The sequence below is a fragment of the Micromonospora parastrephiae genome, from assembly GCF_016802865.1.
GTDB classification, from domain to species: domain Bacteria; phylum Actinomycetota; class Actinomycetes; order Mycobacteriales; family Micromonosporaceae; genus Micromonospora; species Micromonospora parastrephiae.
This window is the reverse complement of record NZ_JAEVHM010000073.1, coordinates 1-26,129: the sequence shown is the minus strand read 5'-3', so window position 1 is coordinate 26,129 and position 26,129 is coordinate 1. Positions and strand designations below refer to the sequence as shown.

General features: G+C 71.0%; 24 protein-coding genes and 2 pseudogenes. 18 read left to right on the top strand and 8 right to left on the bottom strand.

Features of this window, described 5'->3' with window-relative positions:
* A partial coding sequence (locus JNW91_RS16500) for a glycogen/starch synthase (protein ID WP_203176222.1) occupies window positions 1–235 on the bottom strand: 235 nt, incomplete at its 3' end.
* Between the two features lie 137 nt (window positions 236–372).
* On the bottom strand, window positions 373–2,316 hold the full coding sequence (locus tag JNW91_RS16495) for an amylo-alpha-1,6-glucosidase (protein WP_203176221.1): 1,944 nt from the start codon (window positions 2,314–2,316) through the stop codon (window positions 373–375).
* 42 nt (window positions 2,317–2,358) lie between these two features.
* On the opposite strand from JNW91_RS16495, the gene JNW91_RS16490 reads away from it, so the two are divergent.
* The 6 genes and pseudogenes from JNW91_RS16490 to JNW91_RS16470 all read left to right on the top strand — a co-directional run bounded on the left by JNW91_RS16490 (window position 2,359) and on the right by JNW91_RS16470 (window position 11,479).
* Window positions 2,359–5,067 carry an MGH1-like glycoside hydrolase domain-containing protein gene (locus JNW91_RS16490; protein ID WP_203176219.1) on the top strand — a complete coding sequence of 903 codons (2,709 nt, stop codon included), beginning with the start codon at window positions 2,359–2,361 and terminating at the stop codon, window positions 5,065–5,067.
* A 198-nt stretch (window positions 5,068–5,265) separates the two neighbouring features.
* Window positions 5,266–5,520: pseudogene (locus JNW91_RS33950) on the top strand (DUF4062 domain-containing protein); the annotation flags it as partial.
* Window positions 5,521–5,562: 42 nt separating this feature from the next.
* On the top strand, window positions 5,563–8,790 hold the full coding sequence (locus JNW91_RS16485; protein ID WP_238425116.1) for a hypothetical protein: 3,228 nt from the start codon (window positions 5,563–5,565) through the stop codon (window positions 8,788–8,790).
* A gap of 121 nt (window positions 8,791–8,911) precedes the next feature.
* On the top strand, window positions 8,912–9,535 hold the full coding sequence (locus JNW91_RS16480) for a TetR/AcrR family transcriptional regulator (protein WP_309244390.1): 624 nt from the start codon (window positions 8,912–8,914) through the stop codon (window positions 9,533–9,535).
* Window positions 9,536–9,575: 40 nt separating this feature from the next.
* The gene (locus JNW91_RS16475; RefSeq protein WP_203176213.1) at window positions 9,576–10,286 is read left to right on the top strand and encodes an HAD family hydrolase; all 711 of its coding nucleotides are present in this window, start codon (window positions 9,576–9,578) and stop codon (window positions 10,284–10,286) included.
* A gap of 407 nt (window positions 10,287–10,693) precedes the next feature.
* The gene (locus JNW91_RS16470; RefSeq protein WP_203176211.1) at window positions 10,694–11,479 is read left to right on the top strand and encodes a L,D-transpeptidase family protein; all 786 of its coding nucleotides are present in this window, start codon (window positions 10,694–10,696) and stop codon (window positions 11,477–11,479) included.
* Between the two features lie 25 nt (window positions 11,480–11,504).
* Here the strand turns inward: JNW91_RS16470 and JNW91_RS16465 are convergent, their stop codons facing one another.
* The 5 genes from JNW91_RS16465 to JNW91_RS16445 all read right to left on the bottom strand — a co-directional run bounded on the left by JNW91_RS16465 (window position 11,505) and on the right by JNW91_RS16445 (window position 14,129).
* Entirely contained in the window at window positions 11,505–11,780 is a 276-nt protein-coding gene (locus JNW91_RS16465; RefSeq protein ID WP_203176202.1) for a hypothetical protein, read from the bottom strand.
* Window positions 11,781–11,827: 47 nt separating this feature from the next.
* Window positions 11,828–12,259, bottom strand: a complete 432-nt coding sequence (locus JNW91_RS16460) for a RusA family crossover junction endodeoxyribonuclease (RefSeq protein WP_203176200.1) — start codon at window positions 12,257–12,259, stop codon at window positions 11,828–11,830.
* A 186-nt stretch (window positions 12,260–12,445) separates the two neighbouring features.
* Window positions 12,446–13,150, bottom strand: coding sequence for a VOC family protein (locus JNW91_RS16455; protein WP_203176198.1), 705 nt, complete (start codon window positions 13,148–13,150; stop codon window positions 12,446–12,448).
* On the bottom strand, window positions 13,147–13,335 hold the full coding sequence (locus JNW91_RS16450) for a DUF397 domain-containing protein (RefSeq protein ID WP_203176225.1): 189 nt from the start codon (window positions 13,333–13,335) through the stop codon (window positions 13,147–13,149). Before JNW91_RS16450 ends, JNW91_RS16455 begins: the two co-directional genes overlap by 4 nt.
* A complete protein-coding gene (locus tag JNW91_RS16445; protein WP_203176196.1) occupies window positions 13,329–14,129 on the bottom strand; it encodes a helix-turn-helix domain-containing protein in 801 nt (266 codons plus the stop codon). Before JNW91_RS16445 ends, JNW91_RS16450 begins: the two co-directional genes overlap by 7 nt.
* 167 nt (window positions 14,130–14,296) lie before the next feature.
* Between JNW91_RS16445 and JNW91_RS16440 the strand changes: the two genes are divergently transcribed.
* The 7 genes from JNW91_RS16440 to malQ all read left to right on the top strand — a co-directional run bounded on the left by JNW91_RS16440 (window position 14,297) and on the right by malQ (window position 21,405).
* A complete protein-coding gene (locus JNW91_RS16440; protein WP_203176194.1) occupies window positions 14,297–14,584 on the top strand; it encodes a hypothetical protein in 288 nt (95 codons plus the stop codon).
* Window positions 14,584–14,838, top strand: a complete 255-nt coding sequence (locus tag JNW91_RS16435) for a flavin reductase (RefSeq protein WP_203176192.1) — start codon at window positions 14,584–14,586, stop codon at window positions 14,836–14,838. Before JNW91_RS16440 ends, JNW91_RS16435 begins: the two co-directional genes overlap by 1 nt.
* A gap of 161 nt (window positions 14,839–14,999) precedes the next feature.
* Complete coding sequence (locus JNW91_RS16430; RefSeq protein WP_238425115.1) at window positions 15,000–16,328, top strand: ABC transporter substrate-binding protein; 1,329 nt, start codon at window positions 15,000–15,002, stop codon at window positions 16,326–16,328.
* Entirely contained in the window at window positions 16,285–17,265 is a 981-nt protein-coding gene (locus tag JNW91_RS16425) for a carbohydrate ABC transporter permease (protein ID WP_238425114.1), read from the top strand. The genes JNW91_RS16430 and JNW91_RS16425 overlap by 44 nt, the downstream gene beginning before the upstream one ends.
* 1 nt (window position 17,266) lies before the next feature.
* Window positions 17,267–18,103, top strand: coding sequence for a carbohydrate ABC transporter permease (locus JNW91_RS16420; RefSeq protein WP_203176190.1), 837 nt, complete (start codon window positions 17,267–17,269; stop codon window positions 18,101–18,103).
* Between the two features lie 10 nt (window positions 18,104–18,113).
* Entirely contained in the window at window positions 18,114–19,322 is a 1,209-nt protein-coding gene (locus JNW91_RS16415) for an ABC transporter ATP-binding protein (RefSeq protein WP_203176188.1), read from the top strand.
* 115 nt (window positions 19,323–19,437) lie between these two features.
* A complete protein-coding gene (gene malQ / locus JNW91_RS16410) occupies window positions 19,438–21,405 on the top strand; it encodes a 4-alpha-glucanotransferase (RefSeq protein WP_203176186.1) in 1,968 nt (655 codons plus the stop codon).
* Window positions 21,406–21,412: 7 nt separating this feature from the next.
* On the opposite strand, the gene JNW91_RS16405 is transcribed toward malQ, so the two are convergent.
* Window positions 21,413–22,522 (bottom strand): winged helix DNA-binding domain-containing protein, encoded by a 1,110-nt coding sequence (locus JNW91_RS16405; protein WP_203176184.1) that lies wholly within the window; start codon window positions 22,520–22,522, stop codon window positions 21,413–21,415.
* 140 nt (window positions 22,523–22,662) lie between these two features.
* Here JNW91_RS16405 and JNW91_RS16400 point away from each other — a divergent pair, with 140 nt between their 5' ends.
* The 5 genes and pseudogenes from JNW91_RS16400 (at window position 22,663) to wrbA (ending at window position 25,804) form a co-directional block, all read left to right on the top strand.
* Complete coding sequence (locus JNW91_RS16400; RefSeq protein ID WP_203176181.1) at window positions 22,663–23,055, top strand: hypothetical protein; 393 nt, start codon at window positions 22,663–22,665, stop codon at window positions 23,053–23,055.
* Window positions 23,056–23,135: 80 nt separating this feature from the next.
* Window positions 23,136–23,726: a TetR/AcrR family transcriptional regulator gene (locus JNW91_RS16395; protein WP_309244389.1), complete on the top strand. Its 591-nt coding sequence runs from the start codon at window positions 23,136–23,138 to the stop codon at window positions 23,724–23,726.
* Window positions 23,727–23,781: 55 nt separating this feature from the next.
* Window positions 23,782–24,540: a HipA family kinase gene (locus tag JNW91_RS16390; protein WP_203176179.1), complete on the top strand. Its 759-nt coding sequence runs from the start codon at window positions 23,782–23,784 to the stop codon at window positions 24,538–24,540.
* Window positions 24,537–24,905 (top strand): DUF3037 domain-containing protein, encoded by a 369-nt coding sequence (locus JNW91_RS16385; RefSeq protein ID WP_203176177.1) that lies wholly within the window; start codon window positions 24,537–24,539, stop codon window positions 24,903–24,905. The genes JNW91_RS16390 and JNW91_RS16385 overlap by 4 nt, the downstream gene beginning before the upstream one ends.
* 282 nt (window positions 24,906–25,187) lie before the next feature.
* Window positions 25,188–25,804, top strand: a pseudogene (gene wrbA / locus JNW91_RS16380) (NAD(P)H:quinone oxidoreductase).
* Window positions 25,805–26,129: the final 325 nt, after the last annotated feature.

Here is a 26,129-nt window from a genome sequence, read left to right as displayed (position 1 = left end):
GGTCTTCGGGGGCGCGCAGGATGCGGACGCCGTCGGCGTATTCCTCCAGGGGTGCGCCGTCGCTGTGGCGGGTGACGACGGTGACGTCGTGGCCGGCGGTGGCGAGGGCGACGGAGAGGGCGTGGACGTGTCGGCCGAGGCCGCCGACGAGCACCGGCGGGTACTCCCAGGAGAGCATCAGCACCCGCAGGTGCCGGGCGGGGTGGATGTCGATCACGTGGGCGTCGGGTGACATGCGGCCCCCTTTGAGTTGTCCCCGGGCGCGCGCCGACCGACACCGGAGCCGATGTCGCCGTCGCGTCTGGATCGGGGCCTATCCTGCCGGGATCGAGATAACCTGCGGAGACACCGCCGTTGCGGTCGTGTAAAGCGCTACTGGCCCTTTCGGCGCACCCGCAGCAGCTCGGCCACCGACCACGCCTGGAAGGGGCAGCCGGTCGCGGAGTGCGGCGCGAGGCCGTCGGCCGTCTCGCTTACCGAGCCTAGCCCATATTCGGTCAGATGGGCCTCAATCCCGATGAACACGTCATCGACCGACATCTTGCCCCGGTGGCAGGCGTCCACGTACGGACCGAGCAGCCACGGCCACACCGTTCCCTGGTGGTAGCCGCCGTCGCGCTCGGCGGGACCACCCCGGTGCCGGCCCACGAACTCCGGCGAATCCGGGGCGAGACTGCGCGGCCCGAGCGGGGTGAGCAGCCCCGCCGCGACCCGGCGCAGCGTCTGCTCGTCGGGCTCCAGCGGTGCGAACGGCAACGACCACGCCAGCAACTGGTTGGGGCGCAGCGCGTCGTCGTCGTGCAGGGCGGCGCCACCCAGCGGGTACGCCGGCGCCGGCGCGTCCAGCACGTCATGCAGCCAGCCCGTCGGGGCCGGGAAACGGTCCCGGAACGAGGCGGTCGCCTGCGAGTGCCGCCGCCACAGCTCGGCCGCGTCCTGCCCGGCCAGCTCGGTCAGCTCGGCGAGCCCGGCCAGCCCGTTGATCCACAGCGCGTTGACCTCGACCGGCTTGCCGGTACGCGGGGTGACCGGCACCCCGTACACCCGGGCGTCCATCCAGGTCAGCGCGGTGCCCGGAGCGCCCTGGGTGAGCAGCCCGTCGGCCGGGTCGACGGCGATCCCGTAGCGGGTGCCGGCCAGGTGGGCGTCGACGACCGTACGCAGCGCGGGCAGCAACTCGTCGCCGAGGTCGGTGTCGCCGGTGACGGTGACGTGTCGGCTCACCGCGTGCAGGAACCACAGCGTGCCGTCGACGGTGTTGTACTCCACCCGCCCGGTGTCGGCCGTGTTGGCCAGCATCCCCTCGGACAGCGTCGCCGCGTACGCCCGCAGCAGCTCCCGCCCCTCGTCGGCGCGACCCGTGCAGAGGAACAGACCCTCGTACGAGATCATCGTGTCCCGCGACCAGGCGCCGAACCACGGGTACCCGGCCACCACGTCGACCGCCCTGCCACCGGGACGCACCACGAACGCGTCCGCGGCCAGCGCGAGGGTCGCCTCCACCGCGTCGGCGGGCTTCGCCGTCGCCACCACCTGCCGGTTGCGTCGCCGGGCCGTCGCCACGATCTCCGCGGCGGGCGGAGGCTCCTCGTCGAGCCGGCCCGCCCAGGCCCGTACCGACACCGTGTCGCCGGGGCGTTCCAGCTCACCGGCGAAGCGGCCCGCGTACCAGAGATCCTCGTCGGGGTGCAGACCCCGGTTGGCCTCCTCGCGGTGGTGCACGCCCAGCCACCACTGCCCCTCCGGTGCCCAGCCCGGCCCGGCCAGCCGGTACGCCCCCTCGACCACCGCGCCGTCGGCCACCGCCTCGACCTGGGGCGTCGGGCCGTCGGCGCGCCGTTCGCCGTGCGCGTCGCGCCAGGTGCAGGCGGCGGACAGCTCCAACCGGACCGGCCCGCCGGCGACCAGCCGGTGCACGACCGCCACGCAGGAGCGGCCCGGCAGCATGGCCAGCTCCCGTTCGATCACGACCGCGCCGATCCGCCACCGCCAGCGGGGCAGGCCGTCGACCAGGTCGAAGCGCTCCAACAGCTCGAAGCCGCGCGGGTCCACGACGCCGGAGGACCACTCGTGCGCCCCGAGCCGCACCCGCGCGCCGGACGGCAGGGTGACCGCCGGGTCCAGGCTGACCAGTCCCACGTGGCGGGACGCCGGGGTTTCGCCGGGCACCACCAGCAGACCGTGGTAGCGGCGGGTCCGCAACCCGCCGACAGTGCCCATCGCGTACCCGCCGACACCGTCGGGCACCAGCCATTCCCGGCTCGCCGCGCTGCCCAGATCGCCGCACACCTGCGGGCCGAACCGAATGTCGATCAACTTTCCTCCACCGGCGGCGGGGTGTAACACGCCACGACGAGAATGGCCGCTGTGGTCAAGTACCGCGGCGGCGTCAAAGATGTGCAGGTGATCACTGACCGTTCGTCCTCCGACGCCTCGCCACCCGACCCCGAGCGGCTCCGGCTCGCCCAGGCCGACTCGGGTGGGCAGGATTGGCGCGCATGGGGTCCCTATCTGTCCGAACGGGCGTGGGGGACGGTACGTGAGGACTACAGCGAGCACGGTACGGCCTGGGACTACTTCCCGCACGACCACGCGCGGTCCAGAGCCTACCGGTGGAATGAAGACGGGATGGCGGGCGTCTGCGACGACCGGCAGACCTTCGCGTTCGCCCTCGCGCTGTGGAACGGCAGGGACCCCATCCTCAAGGAGCGGATGTTCGGCCTCGGCGGCGACGGCGGCAACCACGGCGAGGACGTCAAGGAGTACTGGTGGTACGAGGACTCCACGCCCACCCACTCCTGGATGCGCTGGCGCTACCACTACCCGCAGGCCGCCTTCCCGTACGACGAACTCGTCGCGGTGAACGCGCTACGCGGCCGGGACGACACCGAGTACGAGCTGGTCGACACCGGGATCTTCGACGACGACCGGTACTGGGCGGTGACCGTCGACTACGCCAAGGCGTCCCCGACCGACCTGTGCATGGTGGTCACCGTGGCCAACCGGGGGGATCGGGCCGCGACTCTGCACGTGCTGCCCACCCTGTGGTTCCGCAACACCTGGTCGTGGGGTCTGCCCGGCGGCGACCGGATTCCCCGGTTGACCGGCGAGGGCACCCGGCTGATCGGCGAGCACCGGGTGTTCGGCCAGTTGCTGCTGGAGGGCGACGGCGGCCCGGTGCCCCTGCTCTGCGACAACGACACCAACGCCGAGCGCCTCTGGGGGCTGCCCGGCCGGTCCCCGTACCCGAAGGACGGCATCAACGACCACGTGGTCAACGGCGCGGCCACCGTCAATCCGGCTCGGGAGGGCACCAAGGGCGCGCTGCACTACGTGCTCGACGTGCCGGCCGGCGGGCAGCGCCAGATCCGGTTGCGGCTGACCCGGACCGCATCGCCGCCGGCTGCCGCCCCGCCACCCCCGGCCGACCTCGGGGAAGGGTTCGAGGCGGTGGTGTGGGCCCGGCGGGCCGAGGCGAACCGGTTCTTCGCCAACGTGATCCCGCCGACCGCCACGCCCGACGAGGCGCTCGTCGCCCGGCAGGCCATCGCCGGGCTGATGTGGGGCAAGCAGTTCTACCACTTCGACGTCAAGCGCTGGCTGGAGGGCGATCCGGGCTCGTCGCCACCGCCGGCCGGGCGCCGGCACGGGCGCAACAGCGCCTGGTGGCACATGACCAGCTTCGACGTGATCTCCATGCCCGACCCGTGGGAGTACCCCTGGTACGCGGCCTGGGACCTGGCCTTCCACTGCGTGAGCATCGCCCGCGTCGACCCCGGCTTCGCCAAGGACCAACTGCTGCTCCTGCTGCGCGAGTGGTACCTGCACCCCAACGGGCAGATCCCGGCGTACGAGTGGGCGTTCGGCGACGTGAACCCGCCGGTGCACGCCTGGGCGGCGCTCAAGGTGTTCGAGATCGACGGCGGCCGGGACTTCGAGTTCCTGGCCCGGGTGATGCACAAGCTGCTGCTCAACTTCACCTGGTGGGTCAACCGCAAGGACACCGGCGGCAACAACGTCTTCGAGGGCGGTTTCCTCGGACTGGACAACGTCGGGCCGTTCGACCGGTCGGCGGCACTGCCGGTGGCCGGTGTGCTGGAGCAGTCCGACGGCACCGGCTGGATGGCCATGTACGCGCTCAACCTGCTGGACATGGCGATCGCGCTGGCCGAACACGACCGGACCTGGGTGGACACCGCCACCAAGTTCTTCGAGCACTTCGCGTACATCGCCGCCGCCGCGTACGAGCAGGGGCTCTGGGACGACGAGGACGCCTTCTTCTACGACGTGCTGCGTCTCGCCGACGGCACGAAGGTGCCGCTGAAGGTCCGCTCGGTGGTCGGGCTGCTCCCGCTGGCCGCCACCACCCGGCTGACCGCGAAGACCCTGCACCGCCTGCCGGAGTTGGGTGCCCGGCTGCGCTGGTTCCTCACCAACCGCCCCGAGTACGCCCAGGTGATCGGCACCCGCCGGCTCGGCCCCGACGGCCGCCAGCAGCGGCTGCTGTCCATGGTCGGCCCGGAGCAGGTGGTGCGGCTGCTCGCCCGGATGCTCGACCCCGACGAGTTCCTGTCCGATTTCGGCCTGCGCACGCTGTCGCGCGCGCACCTGGACAAACCGTTCTCGGTCACCCTCGGCGGGCAGGAGTTCTCCGTCGGCTACGAGCCGGCCGAGTCGACCAGCGGCCTGTTCGGTGGCAACTCGAACTGGCGGGGGCCGATCTGGATGCCGACGAACTTCCTCCTGATCAGCGCCCTGCGCGACTACGCGGCGTTCTTCGGCGACGACCTCCAGGTGGAGTACCCGACCCGCTCCGGGGTGAAGCGCACGCTGGACGAGATCGCCGACGACCTGTCCGCCCGACTGATCTCGCTGTTCACCCAGGACGACTGGGGGCGGCGGCCAATCTACGGCGCGTGCCGGATCTTCCAGACCCACCCCGACTGGCGGGACCTGGTCGCCTTTCCCGAGTACTTCCACGGCGACAACGGCGCGGGGCTGGGCGCCTGGCACCAGACCGGCTGGACCGCCCTGGTCGCCGACCTGATCCTCACCCTGCGCCGCTGACTCACGCACCGCGGGATCTCTTCGCGTCGCTGAATCCGCAGCCCGATTGGCTGCTGGGTGCCTTCTGAAGACCGGCCGCGGGTCATTGTCGGGACACCCGAAACGATCCGGACGGGTGGCCTGGTCCACCGGATTTCCGGAACTTCGGACTGAAACCACGCTGACTGGCGGGTTGGCACACCAACTACCGTTGCCGATATGGCAGGCCGGCGACCGCGGTTGTTCATCAGCAGCGCCCAGGGTTACCTGAGTCGATACCGAAGCGCAGCCATCCAGATGGCTCCCCGGGTCGGATTCGAGCCGATTTACATGGAGGACTTCGGCGCCCAGTCGCCCCCGCCGCTGGAGGTCTGCCGCGAGGGCGTGGCGAGCAGCGACGTGCTGTTGCTCCTGATCGGGCACCGGTACGGCTCGCGGCCGCCGGGCGAGACGAGGTCGTACACCGAGATCGAGTACGACTGGGCCAACGACGGCGGACTGCGGGTGCTCGCGTACGTGGTCGACCCGGATCATCCTTGGCCACCGAAGGAACTCGATCGCTCCGATGAGGACCGGCTGGCGGTGCGGACGTTCGTCGACCGAGTGTCGTCCAAACACACGCTTGATCGTTTCGGGGATATCGGCGACTTCCGGGCGGACCTTGCGGTTTCCCTCATGCGTGAACGGGACAGCCTCGTCAATTCCGAATCGTGGGCCGCGACCGAAGGTCCTGCCGCGCGTCGCGCTCCGAAACTGGTTGCCTTTCCCAGTTACACGGGTGCGGCACATTTCATCGGCCGGGCCGGAGAGCTCGCCGACATCGACGACTGGTGTGGCGGTGTGGGCGGCCCGTTACGGGTGCTTGAGGCCATCGGCGGAACAGGCAAGTCGGCGCTGGCCTGGACCTGGTTGACGGGTAGCGCCGTCGCTGCCGCCCCGTCCTGGGCCGGCCGGTTCTGGTGGAGCTTCTACGAGGGGTCGTCGTCGGTTACGCACTTCCTCGTGGAGTTCCTCGCGTACGCCCGGCCCGAGCGTGACACCTCCACCCTGACGTCGAGCCAGCTCATCACGGCGGTCGAGGACGTGCTGGGGTCGACGCCCTACCTTCTGGTCCTTGACGGGGTGGAACGACTCACGCAGGCGTACCACCAGCTGGATCCCTCGAAGGTGACCGACGAGGACGTGGCCCGCAGCGGACACAACCGGCCCAACGCCATCGTCGACGTCGCGGCCTACGACCTTCTGACCCGGCTCTCGTACGCCGGCCCGTCGCGCATTCTGATCACCACCCGCCTGACGCCCGATGCGCTGCTCGATCTCGCGGGCCGCCCCAGCCCCGGCGTCACCGTGCAGAAGCTCGGCGGGCTCGATCCCGACTCGACCGTCGCGCTCGTCGCAGGGCTCGGTGTCACCGGTAACCCGGAGGCGGTGGCCCGCTTCTTCAGCAAGCTCGACTACCACCCGCTGGTCATCGAGATCGTCGTCGGGCTGGTGAACAACTACCGCCGGGCGCCGGGCGACTTCGACGCCTGGAGCAACGACCCGCGGCAAGGAGGCAGCTTCCGGCTTTCCGAGCTGGAGTTCGTGCACCGGCGCGCGCACGTCGTGGCCGCCGCACTCAAGAACCTGGACCAGGGAAGCGCCCGGGTTCTGCGGTACCTGTCCGCCCTGTCCAGCGCAGCCGACTGGAGCCTCGTTCAGGACCTCAACCCGTTTCTGCCGGCCAAGCCCCGACGTCACCCTCCCGACCTCAGCTCGCTCGGACCCCGTCCGCGGCTGACGTGGATGCCACCCGGGCCGGAGCGTGCGGCCGCCCTCGCGGAGCGGGACCGGTGGGACGCTCAAGCCCGCGACCTGGTGGAGGCCGCCGACCGTGCGCAGGCGGACGCGTTGAGCGGATGGTCCGCCTCCCGCGCGACACGGCTCGCCCTGGTGGAGCTGGAAAACGCACTGCGGGACCTCGAAGACCGAGGGCTTCTGTGGTGGGATCGGGTGACCAACAGGTACGACCTCCACCCCGTGATCCGAGCCGCCGCGCACGAGGGCATCGACGCCGATGGCCGGCTGGACGTGTCCAACCGGATCGTCGACCACTTCGCCACGTGGCATCCGCCGGCGGAGGTGCGCACGGTCGAGGACCTCGCGCCCGCGATCACCGCTTTCCGGGCCCTGGTCGACGCCTGTGACATCGAGGCGGCACTGCGGGGCATGGGAGGGCATTTCTTCCAGCTACTCGATCTCGGCGCGTTCTCGACCGTCGTCGAACTCCTGGAACCGTTGGGTGACGTGCCCGGCAACTGGTTTCGGCAGTGTCTCATCGAAGCCTATGCGGCTCTCGGCAACATGACCGAGGCGCTCGCCCACCACGAGAAGTCGGTCGTGGAAGCGCTGGCGCAGCGCCACGCGATATCGGTCGGTATACATATCTCCAACATCGCGCATCACATGAGCGAGGTGGGCCGTTTTGCCCGTACCGCGCGGGCTCTCGGGCTGCTGGAGCAGCTTTTGAAGGCGACGGGTGAGGACGGGGGAGACAGGGCGCGAATTTCCGCGCGGCGGGCCGCGGAGGCGCTCAGGCTGGGTGATCCGGACAGGGCGGCGGCGCTCCTGGCTGAGGCGAGGGCCCTGCCCGAAAATCCCTACGACCGCAATTTCGCCAGTCTTCTCGACCACCTGGACCTCCGCCTACGGCTGCGGTTGGGAACCCTCACCTTCGACGACCTCGCACGTGCCGAGGAGAATGTTCGGTCCATCTACTACCGGCTCGACCTGCTCAATCTGCGATTCCACCTCGCAAAGCGGGCGGGCAAGCCGGAGATCGCCCTGGACGCGGCGAGCGAGGCGGTGCGGCTCTGTCGCGACGCGGGATGTCCACACAGCATGGCGCTCGTGGCCTGGGCGTCGGCCATGTTGCGTCGACCCGAGGCGGCGCAGGTCCTCGACGAGGCCAGGGCGATCGAGGAGCGGCTGGAGCCGTGGTGGCGCGAGCCGGGATACGTTGCCGACAGCCTGGTTCTCCTCGGTCGTCCCGACGAGGCGCGAGCGTACGCGCTCGACGCCTACCGGTTGGCCTGGGCGGACGGGCCGGGGTTTCACGACGTCGACGAGGTGGCCGCGGCGGTGGCCCGGCTGGAGGCACTCGGCGAGACGGTGCCCGACCTTGAGCCCGGCGACGCTGCCATCTTCGGGTGGGAGCCGGCCTTCAACGACTTCATCTCCTCGTTCACCCAGTTCGACCTGGCCTTCCTGCGGCCGTACATTCGACGGGCAGGCGTCGATGCCTCGATCGCCGAGACCTGGCCCCGGCCGGCCGGCGACTGGGCGGCATGGGTCAGCGCTATCGCCAGGACGATTGTCGGCGTCGACGGAGACGAGTCCGCCGTAGTTGCGACGCGGCTACTGAGCTCCCTGGAGGAGCGGGTCGGCGCGGTCCTGGCGGCAACTCTCGGGGAGCACGGGCACGCGGAGTTCCGACGGCTGGACGTCCTCGACTTCGAAACCATTGAACGCCTGGTGAGGGAAGGACTCGCGAACCCCGCCTGGGCGAACCGCATCGGTGCCGCGTTGTCGCGTCCCGGCGAGGAGGTGACCGCCGCCCTCGTGAGCGTCATCAAGCAGTACTGGCTGGCGAAGCATCGCTCGCACTATCGACGGGTCGTCGCCTCGGTGGCGGCGGCGATGGCGGCAGCGATCGTCGCTGAATTACGCGATCCCCGACCCGCTGACGAGACCGGCGCTGAGTGATCCGCCGTAGCCCCGGCGGGCACGGGGGTGGCACGTGTGGGCCGCTCGGGCCACCCGCGCCGACAGTCACCAATCCGTCACCGGACGACTGCGGCGCGTGTTCGCCCTTACGCTCGGGTGCGTGCCCGGACCTGCCGAGAAGGCCACCGAACAGGACCGGCGCGACCTCATCGTCACGGTCGCGCGAGAGCTGGCCGAGACGGAGGGCTGGGCGGGGGTGAGCACCCGCCGGCTGGCCGAGCGGGCCGAGATCGACCTCGGCGACATCTACCGGCACTTCGCCGATCTGGAGGCGCTGCTCGCCGCCGTCGCCGTGTGCGCCTTCGCCGACCTGGCCGCTGACCTGGCGGAGGCGCACGCGGAGAGCACCGACGAACCCGAGGGCGCCTGGCCGGCGGTCGCGGCCGCGTACCTCGACTTCGCGTACGCCAATCCGGAGGTCTATGACGCGATGCTCGCGCTGACCCCCGACCTGGCCCTCGGCGTCGATGGCGTTCCGGCCGCGCCGCGGGCGGTCTTCACCGAGCTGCGGGCGGCCCTGGCCCCGCTTGCCGAGGGGCGCGACCTGGACACCCTCGCCGAGGTGGGCTGGAGCCTGCTGCACGGCGTGGTGATGCTCACCCGGGGCGGCCGGCTGCGACCCGAGGGGCAGGAGGAACGCGAAGCGATGATCGCGGAGAGGCTGCTGCGGTGGCCCTGCCCGGCGGGCGGAAACCCACTGGGTGCGTCGGGTGACATGCCCTAGAGTTCCGGACCGCGGCGAGCATGATCGCGAGGGGGGCGGTATGACGGTGGACGGGACGGCCCGTCGTCGGGCGCAGGTGCTGATCTTCGACGCGGACGACACCCTGTGGGAGAACAACGTCGTCTTCGAGCGGGTGATCGACGACTTCCTGGAATGGCTCGACCACCCCACTCTGGACCGGGCGCAACTGCGGGCCGTCCTCGACGACATCGAGCGCGCCAACACGACGGCGCACGGTTACGGCAGCAAGGTCTTCCTGCGAAGCCTCGCGGAGTGCCTGGAGCGGCTGCGTGAGCGACCGGCGACCGACGCCGAACGTCAGGACATCGACCGGCTGGCGCTGGCCCTGGTCGAGCACCGGGTGGAGCTGATGCCCGGAGTGGCCGACGCGCTCGACGAGCTGGCCGGCCGGCACGAGCTGCTGCTGCTGACCAAGGGGGACCAGGTCGAGCAGCAGCGCAAGCTGGACGCCTGCGGCCTGCTGCACCACTTCCGGGCGGCGCACATCGTCGCGGAGAAGGACGTCGACACGTACCGGTGGCTGATCCGGGAGCACGGCTTCACGCCCGCCAACGCTTGGATGATCGGTAACTCCCCGAGGTCCGACATCCTGCCGGCGCGGGCGGCCGGGCTGAACGCGGTGTTCATTCCGAACGAGAACACGTGGGTGCTGGAGGACGACGAACTGGACCCGACCGACGCCGGGGTGCTGCGGCTCGCCGCGTTCCGCGACCTGCTGCGGCACTTCTGACCGTACGAACCCGAACAGCGTCAGCGATCATGGTCTCGTTACGCCGACATGCCCGATTTTCACCTTGAGATCAGTCACGCCGTCGATCGTCCGACATGGCTTGTCCGGCCCGTCTGAGCCCACCTAACCTGGGCCGGCGCTCACGGCCCTTCGGGGTGTGCCGGGGGCGCGGCGGCGTTCGGCGGGTGGGCACCGTGGAGCTGAGTGCGCGGCGGTCGGCTCTCCCGTTACGCGCGTGGCGGCGTGCCACGCCCGCGCGGCGCGGTACCGGAGCTGCCCGCTCCCATGCCGGACAGCCGAGGGTCAGGGCCGGGTAGTTGCGGACCCGGTCCTGACCCGGCCCAGATATCGACCATCCCCGGCGAGCGGGGCAGACCGTGCGCCGGGTCGACTGTCAGGATGACGGAATGAAGCGCAGATCCCTCCTGGTCGGCACTGCTGCGGGCCTGGCCGCACCGGCCCTGATCGCCCCGACCGCACCCGCGCTCGGCGCGACGCGCCCGGCACCGGCCTGGGGCACCGCGCCGGTGCCCCACTCCACCCGGCCGACCACACCGCGCCGCAACCTGGCCGCCGGCCTGACGACCCTGCCGACGCAGACCAAGCAGGTGATCGTCGTCCACAGCACCAGCTACACCACCACCTACGCCACCCTTGAGGCGTACGTGCGGGTCAGGGGCCGCTGGCAGCCGGCCTCGGCGTCGTTGCCCGCCCGGATCGGCTCCAAGGGTTTCAGCGACAACCACGTGGAGGGCGTGCCGACCACCCCCACCGGCGTCTACTCGATCGGCCCCACCATGTACGGCATCGCCGCGAACCCCGGCGTGCGGTATCCGTACCACCGGGTGGTCAGTGGCGACTGGTGGAACGAGAACCCGTCGTCATCGCGGTACAACACCTTCCAGCACAGCTCGACCAACCCGGGCGGCTACAGCGAGGCCCTGTGGCAGGAGGTGCCCGCGTACACGCACTTCGCGGTGATCACCTACAACATGCCGCCGAACGCGCCGACGCCGGTGCCGAACGCGGGCAGCGGCATCTTCCTGCACCAGTTCAGCACCAGCGCCGGCAACGCCACCGCCGGCTGCGTGTCGCTCGCCCACGACAACCTGCTCGACGTGCTCAACTGGCTGGACCCGACGATGTCGCCGCGCATCGTGCTCAGCCCGTACGCGCAGCTCGGCCGGTACTGATCTCCGCCGGCGGCGACGCTCCGGCTCAGGACGCGTCGCCGCGGACGATCGCCACGGCGACCCGGCAGAACTCGTCCATGTCGGGGTTGAAGCCGGCCGCGATGTCGGGATGCAAGCCGGAGCGGGTCTCGTCCAGCAGTCGCTGGCAGACCTGCTCGACCGGCTCGCCGCCGTAGTCGGCGCGCACCCGGTCGATGGCCGCCTGGAGCGCCGAGGTCAGCTGGTCCTCCAGCGGGCCGCGCAGCTTCTGCTGCACGGGGTCGAGCCCGCGCGGGTCGAGCGTGACATGTGGCTCCGACATCGGTGCTCCCTTCGTCGGCGACCGCGATACCCCACCGCGGCCGTCGGTCAAACCCCGGACGGTACGGCGGCGACCCGCACCTGGTACGAGAAGTCCTCCGCCGGCTCCTCGTGGTACGACAATCGGCGAATCTGCCGGTCGTCGTCGTAGAGGGCGACGTCCACCAGGACGCCGAGGTGGGTCAGGCCGATGCTCGACACGCGCTTCTTGTCCTGCAACACCGCGCAGACGCCGCCGAGCAGGGTGCTGGCGTCGGACGTGCGGTGCCCGGGCGGGCAGCGCAGCACCAGGTCCACCTCGATGGGCCCGGGCAGCGGCGTCCAGCCGGTGCGCTGGGCCGCCGTCAGGGCGGCCTGGAGCAGGGTGCGGACCCTCGTCGCCTGCCGGTGCCCGGCGGCGAAGATGGACAACGCTTCGGTCTTGACCGGTGGCAGGCCGCTCACCTCGAACGTCAGGGCGAGAGCGCGGGTGTCCTGCACGACGGCACCTCCTCGTTGGGACGATCCTGCCGAACCGGGGGAGCGGCGGTGGGACGTTCCCGCGATTACCAACCGATCGGGCAGGCTGGGGTCGGCCGGAGGCGTGTCGACGGCGGCGGCGAACGCGTTGGCTGCGGTGCTGGGAAAAACGCTAGCCGACGCCGCCCGCGCTGGGTAGTCGGTCGTTCACCCGGTGGGACGCGGCGCGAAGGCGCAGAACTCGTTGCCCTCCGGGTCGGCCAGCACCCACCAGTCGTGGTCCTTGTCGATCGGCTCCCGCAGCAGGGTCGCGCCCGCGTGGAGCAGCGCGGTGGGCTCCGGGTCGACCATCTCGACGTCCCAGTGCAGCCGGTTCTTGACCGTCTTGGGTTCGGGCACCGCGTTGAACACCCAGTAGTCCCACGGGAACCCGGACGCGCCGAGCACGGAAGAGGTGGCCGGCTCGTGCTCGACGGTGCCACCCACCACGCTGGCCCACCAGGTCGCCTGCGCGGCCGGGTCGGCCGAGTCGACGACCAACTCGAACGGGCCGGGTCGGGTGCCCTCCCGAGCTCGGAACGCGCAGAACGGGTTGCCCTCCGGGTCGGCCAGCACCCACCAGGTGGCCTGGCCGGCCGGCTCGGCGAGGAGCCGGGCGCCGTCCGCGAGCAGCACCGCCGGGTCCGCGCCGGCCAGGCGCAGAGCCAGGTGTACGCGGGTCTTGCCGACCCGCGGCTCGGGCACCCGGTTCACCCAGATCGACTCGGCGTCCGAGCGCGCGGAACGGGGGTCGACCCGGGTGTCGCCGTCACCGGCGTCGGCCACGTCGGCGTCGAGCATCCGGGCCCAGAAGCCGCCCAGGGCGAGCGGGTCCGTGGCGTCCAGGCAGAGATCCTTGAAGCGTGCGATCACGGTCGGTGCTGCTTGGCGTAACCGACGAACGCCTTCCAGGCCGCCGGGTCGACGTGCAGGGTGCCGCCGTCGCGGTCCTTGGTGTCGCGTACGAGCACCACGGTCGGCAGGTTGTCGGCGACCTCGACGCAGGCTCCGCCGTTGCCGCCGGACCTGGTCGACTTCCGCCACTGGGGGGTCAGCATGTCCATGACTTCGCCACTTCCTTGATCAGCTCGATTGACTGCCGGCGGGGGAGCGCCTCGTTCCGCACGATCTCCCAGGTCTTCGCCAGCTTAGCGACGTCGGCCGACGCATCGACGATCTGCGCGGTGAGCTGGTTGTCGGCGTAAGCCACCCGCTCGCCGTCGGGCATCTCGGCGATGATGAATTGGCCGCCCATCCCCAGGTACATCCCAGCATCCGTCGGGACGACGTGCACCTGAATATGCTCCGCCGCCGCCACCTGGGCCAGGTGCTCGCACTGCTCGATCATGAGCCCCGGCTGGTCGAGCACCGGCCGGCGGAGCACCGCCTCGTCCAGGACGGCGATGAGCTGCGGCGGGCGCGGGCGTTGCAGGATCGCCTGCCGCTCCAACCGGGAGGCGACGATGCGGTCGACGTCCTCGGCATCGAACCGCCCGCCGGCCAGCGTGGCACGGGCGTACCGCTCGGTCTGCAACAGGCCCGGCACGTACGACAGCTCGAACCAGCGCAGCGTGGTCGCCTCCCGCTCGAACTCGATCCACTCGCGCAACCAGGCCGGCTCGGCGTCGAGCCGGGCCAACCTCTCCAGCATTCGCTGGAAGCGCTCGCCGGTCCGGTGGTGGACGTCGATCGCCCGCATGTACTCCTTCGTGGGCGGTCGTCCGCCGGTCTCCACCGAGCTGACGTGCGAGCCCGAATAACCGATGCCCTTGCCGAAGTCGTCCTGACTGAGCCCGAAACCCGCCCGGAACAGGCGGAGTTCCTCCAGCACGTAGTCGGTGACGGTCCCCATCAATTCCCCAACCTCTACTCACCCTGGATCGGCGTGTCCTTCGTGGTTGCTCGCCTGGGCCGCTGAGCTGCGCGGATGACGCGAGTGCGTATCGACAGTAGTCGTGTCATCGCCACACTGTCACCGGCGGCGGGTCCGCCGCCGAAGCGGGCGAATGGAGGGTGGCGATGTTCATGAACGTGCGGAACTACGCGCAGGGGCACCTGGGCTCTGCTCCCGAGTGGAACTGCGAGGGGTGCGGCGAGCCCTGGCCCTGTCCGACCTTTCGGGAGATCCCGCCGCCGGGTCTCCAGACGGCCACGCTGGTCCACCTCCTGCTGCTGATGGCCGGCGCGGCGATCCGCGACCTGGCGGCGCGACCGGACGGCCCACCGCCGCACGTCGTGCTGAAGCGCTTCGCCTGGTTCATGGAGCTGGACGACCGGCACGCGCGGCACGCGATGCGGTGGCTGTGATGGTGGTCCGTCCACCCGTCCCGCACGTCGCCATGCGCCCGCTGTGGCGGTGCCGCAACTGCGGCGGGGAGTGGCCCTGCCAGCCCGCCAAGCTCGCCCTGCTGACCGAGTACCGGACCAGCCGGACGGCGCTGCTCGTCTATCTCGGCACCCTGATGCACGAGGCGACGACCCAGCTCACCCAGCTCCACCCGGACCACCCGCCGGCCAGGATGACCGAGCGCTTCCTCTCCTGGGCGAGGGCACGGGGCTGACGTTGCCCGCAGCCAGGTTTCGCACCTTCGCAGGTGGGGCAGTGTAGCCGCACGGAGCATCCGGGCCGGAGCGTTTCCGCAGTTCACAGGCTCGGAAACCTCTCGCGTGCGCCGGGGCACGGATGCCCTCCCCGGTTTTCGCCGAAGAGAGGGGGAGGGCGATGACAGACCCCGAAACGGCTCGACATCGGCGTCGGCCGGTTGTCCGGCTCGGGGCGGCGGCTGCCGCGCTGGCACTGGCCGCGCCGCTGGCCGCGTGCGGCACCGACGACGGTGGCGGCGGTACGCCGACGATCAACCTGTACTACCCGCCCGAGCAGAACCTGCAGAAGGTCGTCGACGACTGCAACGCGCAGGCCCAGGGTCGGTACAAGATCAGCTACCGGGTTCTGCCGCGTCAGGCCGACGACCAGCGGGTGCAGATGGTGCGTCGACTGGCCGCCGAGGACACCGGCATGGACGTCCTCGGTCTGGACGTCACCTGGACCCAGGAGTTCGCCAGCGCCGACTGGATCCGTGAGTGGACCGGCCAGGACAAGGCCGAGGTCGAGCAGGGCACCCTCGCCGGGCCGCTGGACACCGCCCGCTACGAGGACAAGCTCTACGCGGCGCCGAAGAACACCAACGTGCAACTGCTCTGGTACCGCAAGGACCTGGTGCCGCAGCCGCCGACCACCTGGGACCAGATGATCAGCGCGGCCCAGCAGCTCAAGGACCAGGGCAAGCCGTACCAGGTGCTCACCATGGGCGCCCAGTACGAGGGCCTGGTCGTGCTCTACAACACCCTGGCTGAGAGCGCCGGCGGAAAGATCCTCTCCGACGACGGCAAGAAGGCCGTGATGGACGACGGCACGGTCCGGGCGCTGGAGCAGTTGCAGCGCTTCGCCACGTCGGGCGTGACCTCGCCGTCGTTCAGCAACGCCACCGAGGACCCGGTCCGGTTGGAGTTCCAGTCCGGCTCCGGCGCGTTCCAGGTGAACTGGCCGTTCGTCTATCCGGCGCTGCAAGAGGCCAACCCGGAGCTGGCCAAGCAGGTCGGCTGGGCCCGTGTGCCCGGCGTCGACGAGGGCACCCCCAGCAAGGTCACCATCGGCGGGGTGAACCTGGCGGTCAGCTCCTTCTCCCGGCACCCCGAGCTGTCCTTCGAGGCGGCCCGGTGCCTGCGCAGCGCCGAGCACCAGAAGTTCTCCGCCATCAACGACGGCGTGCCGCCGACCATCGAGGCGGTCTTCGACGACCCGGAGATGGCCGACGCGTACCCGATGAAGGAAACCATCCTGGAGGAGCTGAAGGAGCCCGCCACCCGGCCGCTGACCCCCGCGTACCAGAGCATCTCCACCGTCATGTCGGCGATCCTGTCGCCGCCGTCGCGATCCGTCCGCAACAGACCGCCGACGAGCTGCGCGGAGCGATCGCCGACGCACTCCAGTCGAAGGGGGTGCTGCCATGAGCATCAACGCCACGCCGGCTGGCGCCGAGGTGAGTGCTGAGGCGGAGCGGCCCGCCACCGTACCCACCCAACGGGGTGGCCGCCGCAAGACGCCGCTGAGCGAGAACAAGAAGGCCGAACGCAAACTGGGCTGGCTGCTCTGCGCGCCCGCCGCACTGGTGATGGTCGCGGTGACCGCGTACCCGATCATCTACTCGGTCTGGCTGTCGTTGCAGCGCTACGACCTGCGCTTTCCCGACCAGCGCGAGTTCATCGGGCTGGAGAACTACGTCACCGTGCTCACCAACGAGTTCTGGTGGACCGCGTTCGGGGTGACCATGCTGATCACGGTGGTCACCGTGGCCGTGGAGCTGGTGCTCGGCATGGGGTTGGCGCTGATCATGCACCGTGCGCTGGTCGGGCGCGGCATCGTACGCACCTCGGCGCTCATCCCGTACGGCATCGTCACGGTGGTCGCCGCGTTCTCCTGGCGGTACGCCTGGACGCCCGGCACCGGCTACCTGGCCAACCTCTTCAGCGACGGCGCGCCGCTCACCGAGCGGGCCAGCTCGCTGGCGATCATCATGCTCGCCGAGATCTGGAAGACCACCCCGTTCATGGCGCTGCTGCTGATGGCGGGGCTGGCACTGGTCCCCGAGGACCTGCTCAAGGCCGCCTCCACCGACGGGGCGACCGCCTGGCAGAAGTTCACCAAGGTGATGCTGCCGGTGATGAAGCCGGCGATCCTCGTCGCGCTGCTGTTCCGCACCCTGGACGCGTTCCGCGTCTTCGACAACATCTTCGTGTTGACCGCTGGCGGCAACGAGACCTCGTCGGTGTCGATGCTCGCCTACAACAACCTGATCCGGGGTCTGAACCTCGGCATCGGCTCGACGATGTCGGTGCTGATCTTCATCACCGTGGCGATCATCGCCTTCGTCTTCGTGAAGCTGTTCGGTACCGCTGCCCCCGGCAGCGACGACGGGGAGAGGCGCTGAGATGGCTGTCGAAACCACCACGCGGGCAAAGCTGCGCTGGGGGCTGCTGGACGTCCTCGTGGTCGTCTTCGCGCTGATCCCCGTCCTGTGGATCGCCTCGTTGTCGTTCAAGACGCCGGCCACCCTCACCGACGGGAAGTTCATCCCCCGGGAGTGGACGCTGGACAACTACCGGACGATCTTCGACACCGACCAGTTCGTCCGTGCACTGATCAACTCGATCGGCATCGCCCTGATCGCCACGCTCATCGCGGTGGTGCTCGGCGCGATGGCCGCGTACGCGATCAGCCGGCTGGACTTCCCCGGCAAGGGGCTGCTGGTCGGCGTCTCCCTGCTGATCGCGATGTTCCCGCAGGTGTCGCTGGTGTCACCGCTGTTCGAGATCGAGCGGCAGCTCGGCCTCTTCGACACCTGGCCGGGGTTGATCCTGCCGTACATCACCTTCGCGCTGCCCCTGGCGATCTACACGCTGTCGGCGTTCTTCAAGCAGATCCCGTGGGATCTGGAGAAGGCGGCGAAGATGGACGGCGCCACCCAGGGCCAGGCGTTCCGCCGGGTGATCGCCCCGCTGGCCGCGCCCGGTCTGTTCACCACCGCGATCCTGGTCTTCATCTTCTGCTGGAACGACTTCCTCTTCGCCATCACGCTGACCTCCACCGAGCGCGCCCGTACGGTGCCGGTCGCCCTGTCGTTCTTCACCGGCGAGTCGCAGTTCGAGGACCCCACCGGGGCGATCTGCGCCGCCGCCGTGGTGATCACCATTCCGATCATCCTGTTCGTCCTCTTCTTCCAGCGCCGCATCGTGTCCGGCCTGACCTCCGGCGCAGTCAAGGGATAGGTGAGTAGTCATGGCTGACATCGTGCTCGACAAGGTGAGCAAGAGTTTCCCGGACGGGACCGTCGCCGTGCAGGACGTCGACCTGGAGATCGCCGACGGCGAGTTCGTGATCCTGGTCGGCCCCTCGGGCTGCGGCAAGTCCACCACCCTCAACATGATCGCCGGCCTGGAGGACATCAGCTCCGGCGAACTGCGCATCGGCGGCCAGCGGGTCAACGACAAGGCCCCCCGGGACCGGGACATCGCCATGGTGTTCCAGTCGTACGCGCTCTACCCGAACATGACGGTGCGGGAGAACATGGCGTTCCCCCTGCGGCTGGCGAAGCTGGACAAGGAGACCATCAACCAGAAGGTCGACGAGGCGGCGAAGGTCCTGGAGCTGACGGCGCTGCTGGACCGCAAGCCCGCCAATCTCTCCGGTGGGCAGCGGCAGCGGGTGGCGATGGGGCGGGCGATCGTCCGCCAGCCCAAGGCGTTCCTGATGGACGAGCCGCTGTCCAACCTGGACGCCAAGCTGCGGGTGCAGATGCGCACGGTGGTGTCCCGGTTGCAGAAGCAGCTCGGCACCACCACCGTCTACGTCACCCACGACCAGACAGAGGCGATGACCCTCGGCGACCGGGTCGTGATCATGCGGGGCGGCGCGGTGCAGCAGGTCGGCCCGCCACAGGAGCTGTACGACCACCCGCGCAACCTCTTCGTGGCCGGCTTCATCGGCTCACCGTCGATGAACTTCCTGCACGCCGCCGTGCAGGACGGCGCGCTGCACACCGCCCTGGGCGACGTGCCGCTCGGCGACCGGGTCCGCCGGGAGCTGGAGGCGGCCGACGCGCCCCGCGAGCTGATCCTCGGCATCCGACCGGAGCACTTCGAGGACGCCGAGCTGGTCGACGACGACACCCGCCGGCGGGGCCTGGAGTTCGAGGCGCCCGCGGAGATCGTCGAGTCGATGGGCTCGGACAAGTACGTCTACTTCACCGTGGAGGGGGAGCGGGCCAGCGCCGCCGAACTGGAGGAGTTGGCCGCCGACGCGGGCGCGGCCGACTTCGCCGGTACCGGCGGCAACCTCGTCACCCGGCTGTCCGCCGAGTCCCCGGTCGCCGAGGGGCAGTCCCGCCGGGTCTGGTTCAACCTGGAGAAGATCCACCTGTTCGACCCGGCCACCGGCCGTAACCTCACGCTGCACGAGGGCCGGGCCGCCGGCGCGCTCGCCGACTGACAGCGTCCACCGTGGTGGGGGCCGGCGGGTTTCGCCCGCCGGCCCCGTCGTGTCCTGCGGCGCGCGCCGGGTCGTGGCAAGGTGGTCGAAGGTCGCGTCGTGAAGCGGGGGACGGATGAATCGACGACTGGCCGCGCTGGCCAACGCGCACGGCGTGTCCACCTGGTACGAGGACTGGCGGCACCGCCGCGTCGAGGTCGCGCCGGAAACCGTCGTCGGCGTCCTCGGCCTGCTCGGCGTGGACGCCACCAGCCCGGCCGCCGTCGCCGACGCGCTCGCGGCCGCCCGCGCGGTCGACCGGGCCGCGCTGCCGCAGACCGTGGTGCTCACCCACGGCGCCACCCGGGCGCTGCCCGGCCCGGGCGTGGTGACCCTGGAGAACGGTGCCCGGCGGCCGGTCGACGGTGAGCTTCCGGGGGACCTGCCGCTGGGCTGGCACCGGCTGGCCTGCGCCGGGCGGGAGGTGACGCTCGTCGTGGTGCCCCGGCGGCTGCCGGTGCCACCGCGCACCTGGGGCTGGATGCTCCAGCTCTACGCCCTCAGCTCGGAGCGTTCCTGGGGCATGGGCGACCTCGGCGACCTCGCCGAGTTCACCGGCTGGGCCGGCGCCAACGGCGCGGGGCTGGTGCTGCTCAACCCGCTGCACGCGGTCGGGCCGTCGCACCCGGTGGCCGCCTCACCGTACTCACCGGCCAGCCGGCGTTTCGTCAACCCGCTCTACCTGCGGGTCGGTGACACCGCCGCGTACCGGGCGGCGGAACCGGCGACCCGGGCGGTCGTCGACGCTCTCCGCCCCGACCGTGGCGACCTGATCGACTACGACGAGGTGTGGGCCGCCAAGCGCCACGCCCTGGAGCTGCTGCACCCGTACGCCCAGCCGGTGGACCTTGCCGCGGACCCGGCGCTCGCCTCGTTCGCCACCTGGTGCGCGCTGGCCGAGCGGCACGGCAACGACTGGCGGGCCTGGCCGGCGGAGCTGCACCACCCCGACGCGCCGGCGGTCGCCGAGCAGCGCCGCCAGCTCGCCGACCGGGTGGCGTTCCACGCCTGGCTGCAACACCTGTGCGACGAGCAGCTCGACGCGGTCACGGCGGCGGCCCGGGCGGCCGGGATGCCGGTCGGCGTGGTGCACGACCTGGCCGTCGGTATCGACCCGGGCGGCGCGGACGGCTGGCAGCTCGCCGACGTGCTGGCGCAGGGCGTACGGGTCGGCGCCCCACCGGACGACTTCAACCAGCTCGGGCAGGACTGGGGGCTCGCCGCGTGGCGACCGGACCGGCTCGCCGCCACCGGGTACGCCGCGTACCGGGACATGCTGCGGCGGACCCTGCGGCACGCCGGCGGCCTGCGGGTCGACCACGTCGCCGGGCTGTGGCGGCTGTGGTGGGTGCCGCCGGGCGCCGGCGCGGCCGAGGGCACCTACGTGCGCTACGACGCCGAGGCGATGCTGGGCATCCTCGCCCTGGAGGCGTACCGGGCCGGCGCGGTGGTGGTCGGTGAGGACCTGGGCACCGTCCAGCCGGTGGTGACCCGGGGGCTACGAGGGCGCAACATGCTCGGTTCGACCGTGCTGTGGTTCGCCCGCGACGACGACGGCGACTTCGTCCCGCCCAGCCGGTGGCCCCGCAACGCGCTCGCCACGATCTCCACCCACGACCTGCCGACCGCGCCCGGTTTCCTGACCGGCGAGCACGTGCGGGTACGCGACGAGTTGAAGCTGCTCAGCACCGACACGGCCGTGGAGCGGGCCCGAGCCGCCGAGGAGCGGCAGCGGTTGCTGGCGATGCTGCGCGCCGAGGGTCTGCTGCCGGACACCGAGCTGCCGCCGGACGACGAGGAGGCGGTGGTGGCGATGCACGCGGCGCTCGCGGCCAGCCCGACCCGGCTGCTCGGCGTCTCCCTCTACGACGTGCTGGGCGAGGTACGCCAGCCCAACATGCCGGGCACCGTGGACGAGTATCCGAACTGGCGACTGCCGCTGCCGGCCACCGTGGCGCAGATCCGCGCGGACCCGCGGGTGGCCCGGATCGCCGCGCTGCTGTCGGAGGCCCGGCCACGACCGGCGCGCCCGTCCGAGGGCTGACGCCCGGTCAGGCCGGCCACTCGAAGCGGGGCGGCAGCCCGACGAAGTCCGCGTACCGGCCCAGGGCCTGCTCCACCCGGGCGCGCCCGGCGGCGGCCAGGGGCGCCAACGGCTGGATCGTGACGGTGACCGCCGATCGGCCGATCCGGCGCTTCCACACGCCCACGACCCGGCCGGCGTGGACCACGGTGGCCTGGAAGATCCCGTTGTTGCCGGGCACGACGGCCGCCTGGTACGCGGGGTCGAGCATCAGCGTGCGGTCCCGGTAGCCCAGCAGGTACTCGTCGAAGCCGGGCAGCACCAGCATCTCGTCGACCGGGGCGCGCGGCGCGTCGGCCAGCGCCGCGTCGACGTACATCGACTCGCCGTCGACCCGCACCGTGCTCAGCGCGGCACCGGCGGCGGCCAGGCCCCGCCGCGCGTCGGTCAGGGTGAGGCCGGTCCAGCCGGCGAACTCGCGGTCGGTGACCGGGCCGTGCCCGCGGACGTAGCGGTGGGCCAGCACGGCGAGGGACTCGTCCCGTTCCAGGCGGCGGGGGCTGGCCGCCCACTCGTCGAGCAGGGCGAAGGTCTGCTCGGCGCCGATGTTCGGTGCCACGCAGGTCACGCCGCGCACACTCGCATACCACAGCAGGTGGTAGCCGCGCTGGCCGTCGGTGCCCAGCCCGGCCTCCCGCAGGGTGGCCAGGCACTGCGCCCGGGTGAGCCGGCCGCCCCCGGCCAACGCGGCACCGAGGACGTCCAACGCCCGGTCGGCGTCGACCTCGGTGAGCCCGAGCTGTGCCCGGCGGGTCGCCGCGCCGGCCAGCGAGCGGACGCCGGTCAGCTCCAGCATCCAGCGCGCGTCGGCCGGTGGGACGAGGTGCACGGTGCCCCGCATCGGCCAGGTGCGCAGCGCCTCGCGCCGCTCCAGTGCCGCCTGCACGTCGGCCATGCCGCGCCCGGGCAGTCGGGCGCCCAGCGACCACAGCCCGCTGGCCAGATCCTGAGCCTGCATCGCGCCGAACCACTCGACCACCTCGGCGACGGCACCGGGCTGGCTGCCCGGGTGGGGGTGCAGCAGCAGGCTGGTCATCCGCAGTGCCAGCGCTTCGGCCGCGCTGAGGTCGGCAGGCATCGCCACGCCCCTTTCCGGTGACCGGGCCGCCAGCCTAGGGCCCACCACCGACAGATCGTGCCAACGTGAGGCGTAACAGTGGCCGTCGTGGGAAAGCGGCCCGCCGGAGTACGCGCGCCGCGCGTGCGGAAGGGAGTCTCATGACCGCCGCAAGCGAGCCGGCCCGGGGTGCCGGCGCACCGGCCGGATCCCGGACCCATCGGGGGGACACCAGCGCGAAGACGAGCGCGGCCGCCACCTTCGCTCTGGTCTTCGGCGTCGCCGGCCTGCTCAGCGTGCTGACCGCCATCCTGGCCTGGCTCGGACTGGTGCTGGGCATCATCGGGATCATCCTCGGCATCGTCGGGCTGAAGATGAGCCAACGGCCCGGGGTGACCGGTCGGGGCGTGGCCATCGGTGGCCTGGTACTGAGCATCCTGGCGGTGCTGATCGGCCTGGGCCTCGCCGCGGGCCTCACCACGTTCCTCAACAACGAGGGCGCGGTGGACCGCCTCCAGCAGCAGGTCGACAACCTGCGCGACAAGCTCGACTGACACCCGACGGGTACGCTCGAAGCGGATCACCGCTCCACTAATATGGGGAGCGGTGACCGCCGGGTGGGAGGAGAGCAGTGGTGTCCGCTACGAGCCTGCCCGGGGAGGCACCGGTCCGGGGGAAGCGGGCCGACGCGGTGCGCAACCAGCAGGCGCTGCTCGCCGCCGCCGCCGCGGTGTTCGTCACCTCCGGCGTCGAGGCCCCGATCCGGGAGATCGCGGCCCGGGCCGGGGTCGGCATCGGAACGATCTACCGACACTTCCCGACCAGGGCGGATCTCGTCGTCGCCGTCTACCGCCACCAGGTCGAGGCCTGCGCCGCCGCCGGCCCCGCGCTGCTGGCCAGCGTCGACTCCCCGTTCGCCGCGCTCCAGCAGTGGGTTGACCTCTTCATCGACTTCCTGGTCACGAAACACGGGCTTGCCAACGCGCTACGGTCGGACACCGGCGGCTTCGACGCGTTGCACACCTACTTCCTCGACCACCTGGTGCCCGTGTGCGCCCAGTTGCTCGACGCCGCCGTCGACGCCGGCGAGATCACGCCCGGCACGGGCGCGCTCGAACTGATGCGCGGCATCGGCAACCTCTGCATCGGCGGCGACACCGACCCCCGCTACGACCCCCGGCGACTGGTCGCCCTGCTCCTACGGGGCCTTGAGCGACAGCGGTGACCAGGTGTCGGCACTTTCGGCGGGCGCCATCGGAGATCACAGTAGGGTGGGCGGCGTGCTCCGCCAGGTCACCGCGATCCGCTACGTCACCCCGCTGCGCGAGGGTGGCTCGCTCCCGGGCGTCGTCGAGGCCGACGACCTCGGCACGTACGTGGCGAAGTTCTCCGGCGCCGGGCAGGGGCCCAAGGCGCTCGTCGCCGAGGTGATCTGCGGTGAGCTGGCCCGCCGGCTGGAGCTGCGCGTGCCGCCGCTGGTCGTGCTCGACATCGACCCGGTGATCGGGCGGGCCGAGCCCGACCAGGAGGTGCAGGAGCTGCTGCGCAACAGCGGCGGCGCCAACCTGGGGATGGACTTCCTGCCCGGCGCGCTGGGCTTCGACCCGGTCGCGCACCCCGTCGACCCGATGCTGGCGTCGCGGGTGCTGTGGTTCGACGCGTACGTGGAGAACGTCGACCGGAGCTGGCGCAACCCGAACCTGCTGGTGTGGCACCGGCAGCTGTGGCTCATCGACCACGGGGCGTCGCTGTACTTCCACCACAACTGGCCCCGCGCCGAAGCCGCCGTGCACCGGGCCTACCGGGCTGACGATCACGTGCTCGCGCCGTACGCCGACCGGCTCGCCGAGGCCGACGCCGAGCTGGCCCCGCGGGTCACCCCGGAACTGCTCACCGAGGTGCTGGCACTGGTGCCGGCGGAGTGGTTGACCGCCGCCGACTTCGACTCCGCCGACGAGGCGCGGGCCGCGTACGTGGCGCACCTGTCCCGACGGGTCGCCCGGCCGGCGGACTGGCTGCCGACAGGGAGCGTGGCGTGAGGCATCCCTTCGAGTACGCGCTGATCCGGCTGGTGCCCCGCATCGAGCGCGGCGAGCAGATCAACGTCGGGGTGCTGCTCTACTGCCAGCAGCGTGACTTCCTGGCCGCGCGTACCCACCTGGACGCCGACCGGGTCAGAGCGCTGGCGCCCGACGTCGACCTGCCCGCGGTGGCGGCGGTGCTCGACTCGTGGGACCGGACCTGTTCCGGCGACGGGCCAGCGACCCGGATGCGGCTCGGCGAACGCTTCCACTGGTTGGCCGCCCCGCGCAGCACGATGGTCCAGACGGGGCCCGTGCACACCGGGCTCACCGCCGACCCGGCGGCGGAGCTGGAGCGGTTGATGGCGGCCCTGGTCCGCTGAGCGACGCGGTGGTCGGCTGGGCGGTCCCCTGATCGCGCTGCGCCAGCGACGCTGCCGGCGGAGCGCGATCCCCCGTTCAGGCTTTCGGTGCGGGGCGGCGGATGGCTTCCGTCGGCACCGGTGACATCAGGATCGCCGTCCGCGACGGTCGCGAGGTCCAGACGACCGGGAACTTGCGGAAAACTTGAGCCCGTCGTACGCGCGGGCGAGCCCCGCTGGCGTTTGTCGCCGCAGGTCACGGGTAGTCGCGGGAGCTGACTCAGACGAGAAGGGGAACATCTGATGGCTGCCCAGACCAAGGTAGCGGTGATCTACTACAGCGCCACCGGCATCACCTACCAGATGGCGCAGGCGGTGTGTGAGGCCGCCGGCGACGCCGGCGCCGAGGTGCGCCTGCGTAAGGTGCGCGAGCTGGCGCCGGACGAGGCGATCCGCTCCAACTCCGGCTGGCAGGCGCACCACCTGGAGACCCAGGACGTGCCCGAGGCGATGGTCGACGACCTGGCCTGGGCCGACGTGGTGCTTTTCGGCGCGCCACCCGGTACGGCATGGTCGCCGCGCAGCTGAAGCAGTTCATCGACACCACCGGTCCCCTCTGGTCGCAGGGCGCGCTGGCCGACAAGGTCTACTCCGCCTTCACCTCGACGGCCACCGCGCACGGCGGGCAGGAGACGACACTGACCTCGCTCTTCAACGTCTTCTACCACTGGGGTGGCATCGTGGTCACGCCCGCGTACACCGACACCAGCCAGTTCATCGCCGGTAACCCGTACGGCGCCTCGCACACCAGCAACAACGGGGAGATCGCCCCGGACGCCGTGGCGCTCGGCGCGTGCGCGCTCACCGCGCGCCGCGCGGTGCGGATCGGCGCCGCGCTGAAGGCGGGCCTGGTCGGCTGACCAACGGCCGGTGCCGACCCGGGACGTCTGAGCATCGATCGATGTACAGCTACGTACGTCTGAGCCATCGATCGATGTACAGCTACGTACGTCTGAGCATCGATCGATGTACAGCTACGTACGTCTGAGCATCGATCGATGTACAGCTACGTACGTCTGCATCGATCGATGTACAGCTCGTCGTCTGAGCATCGTCGATGTACAGCTCGTACGTCCTGACATCGAACGTGTACAGCTCGGTACGCTGAGCTCTTCGATGTCGCTACTCTTCTAGCAATCGGACATGTACAGCTACGTACGCGGCTCTTCGGATGTGCATATTCTT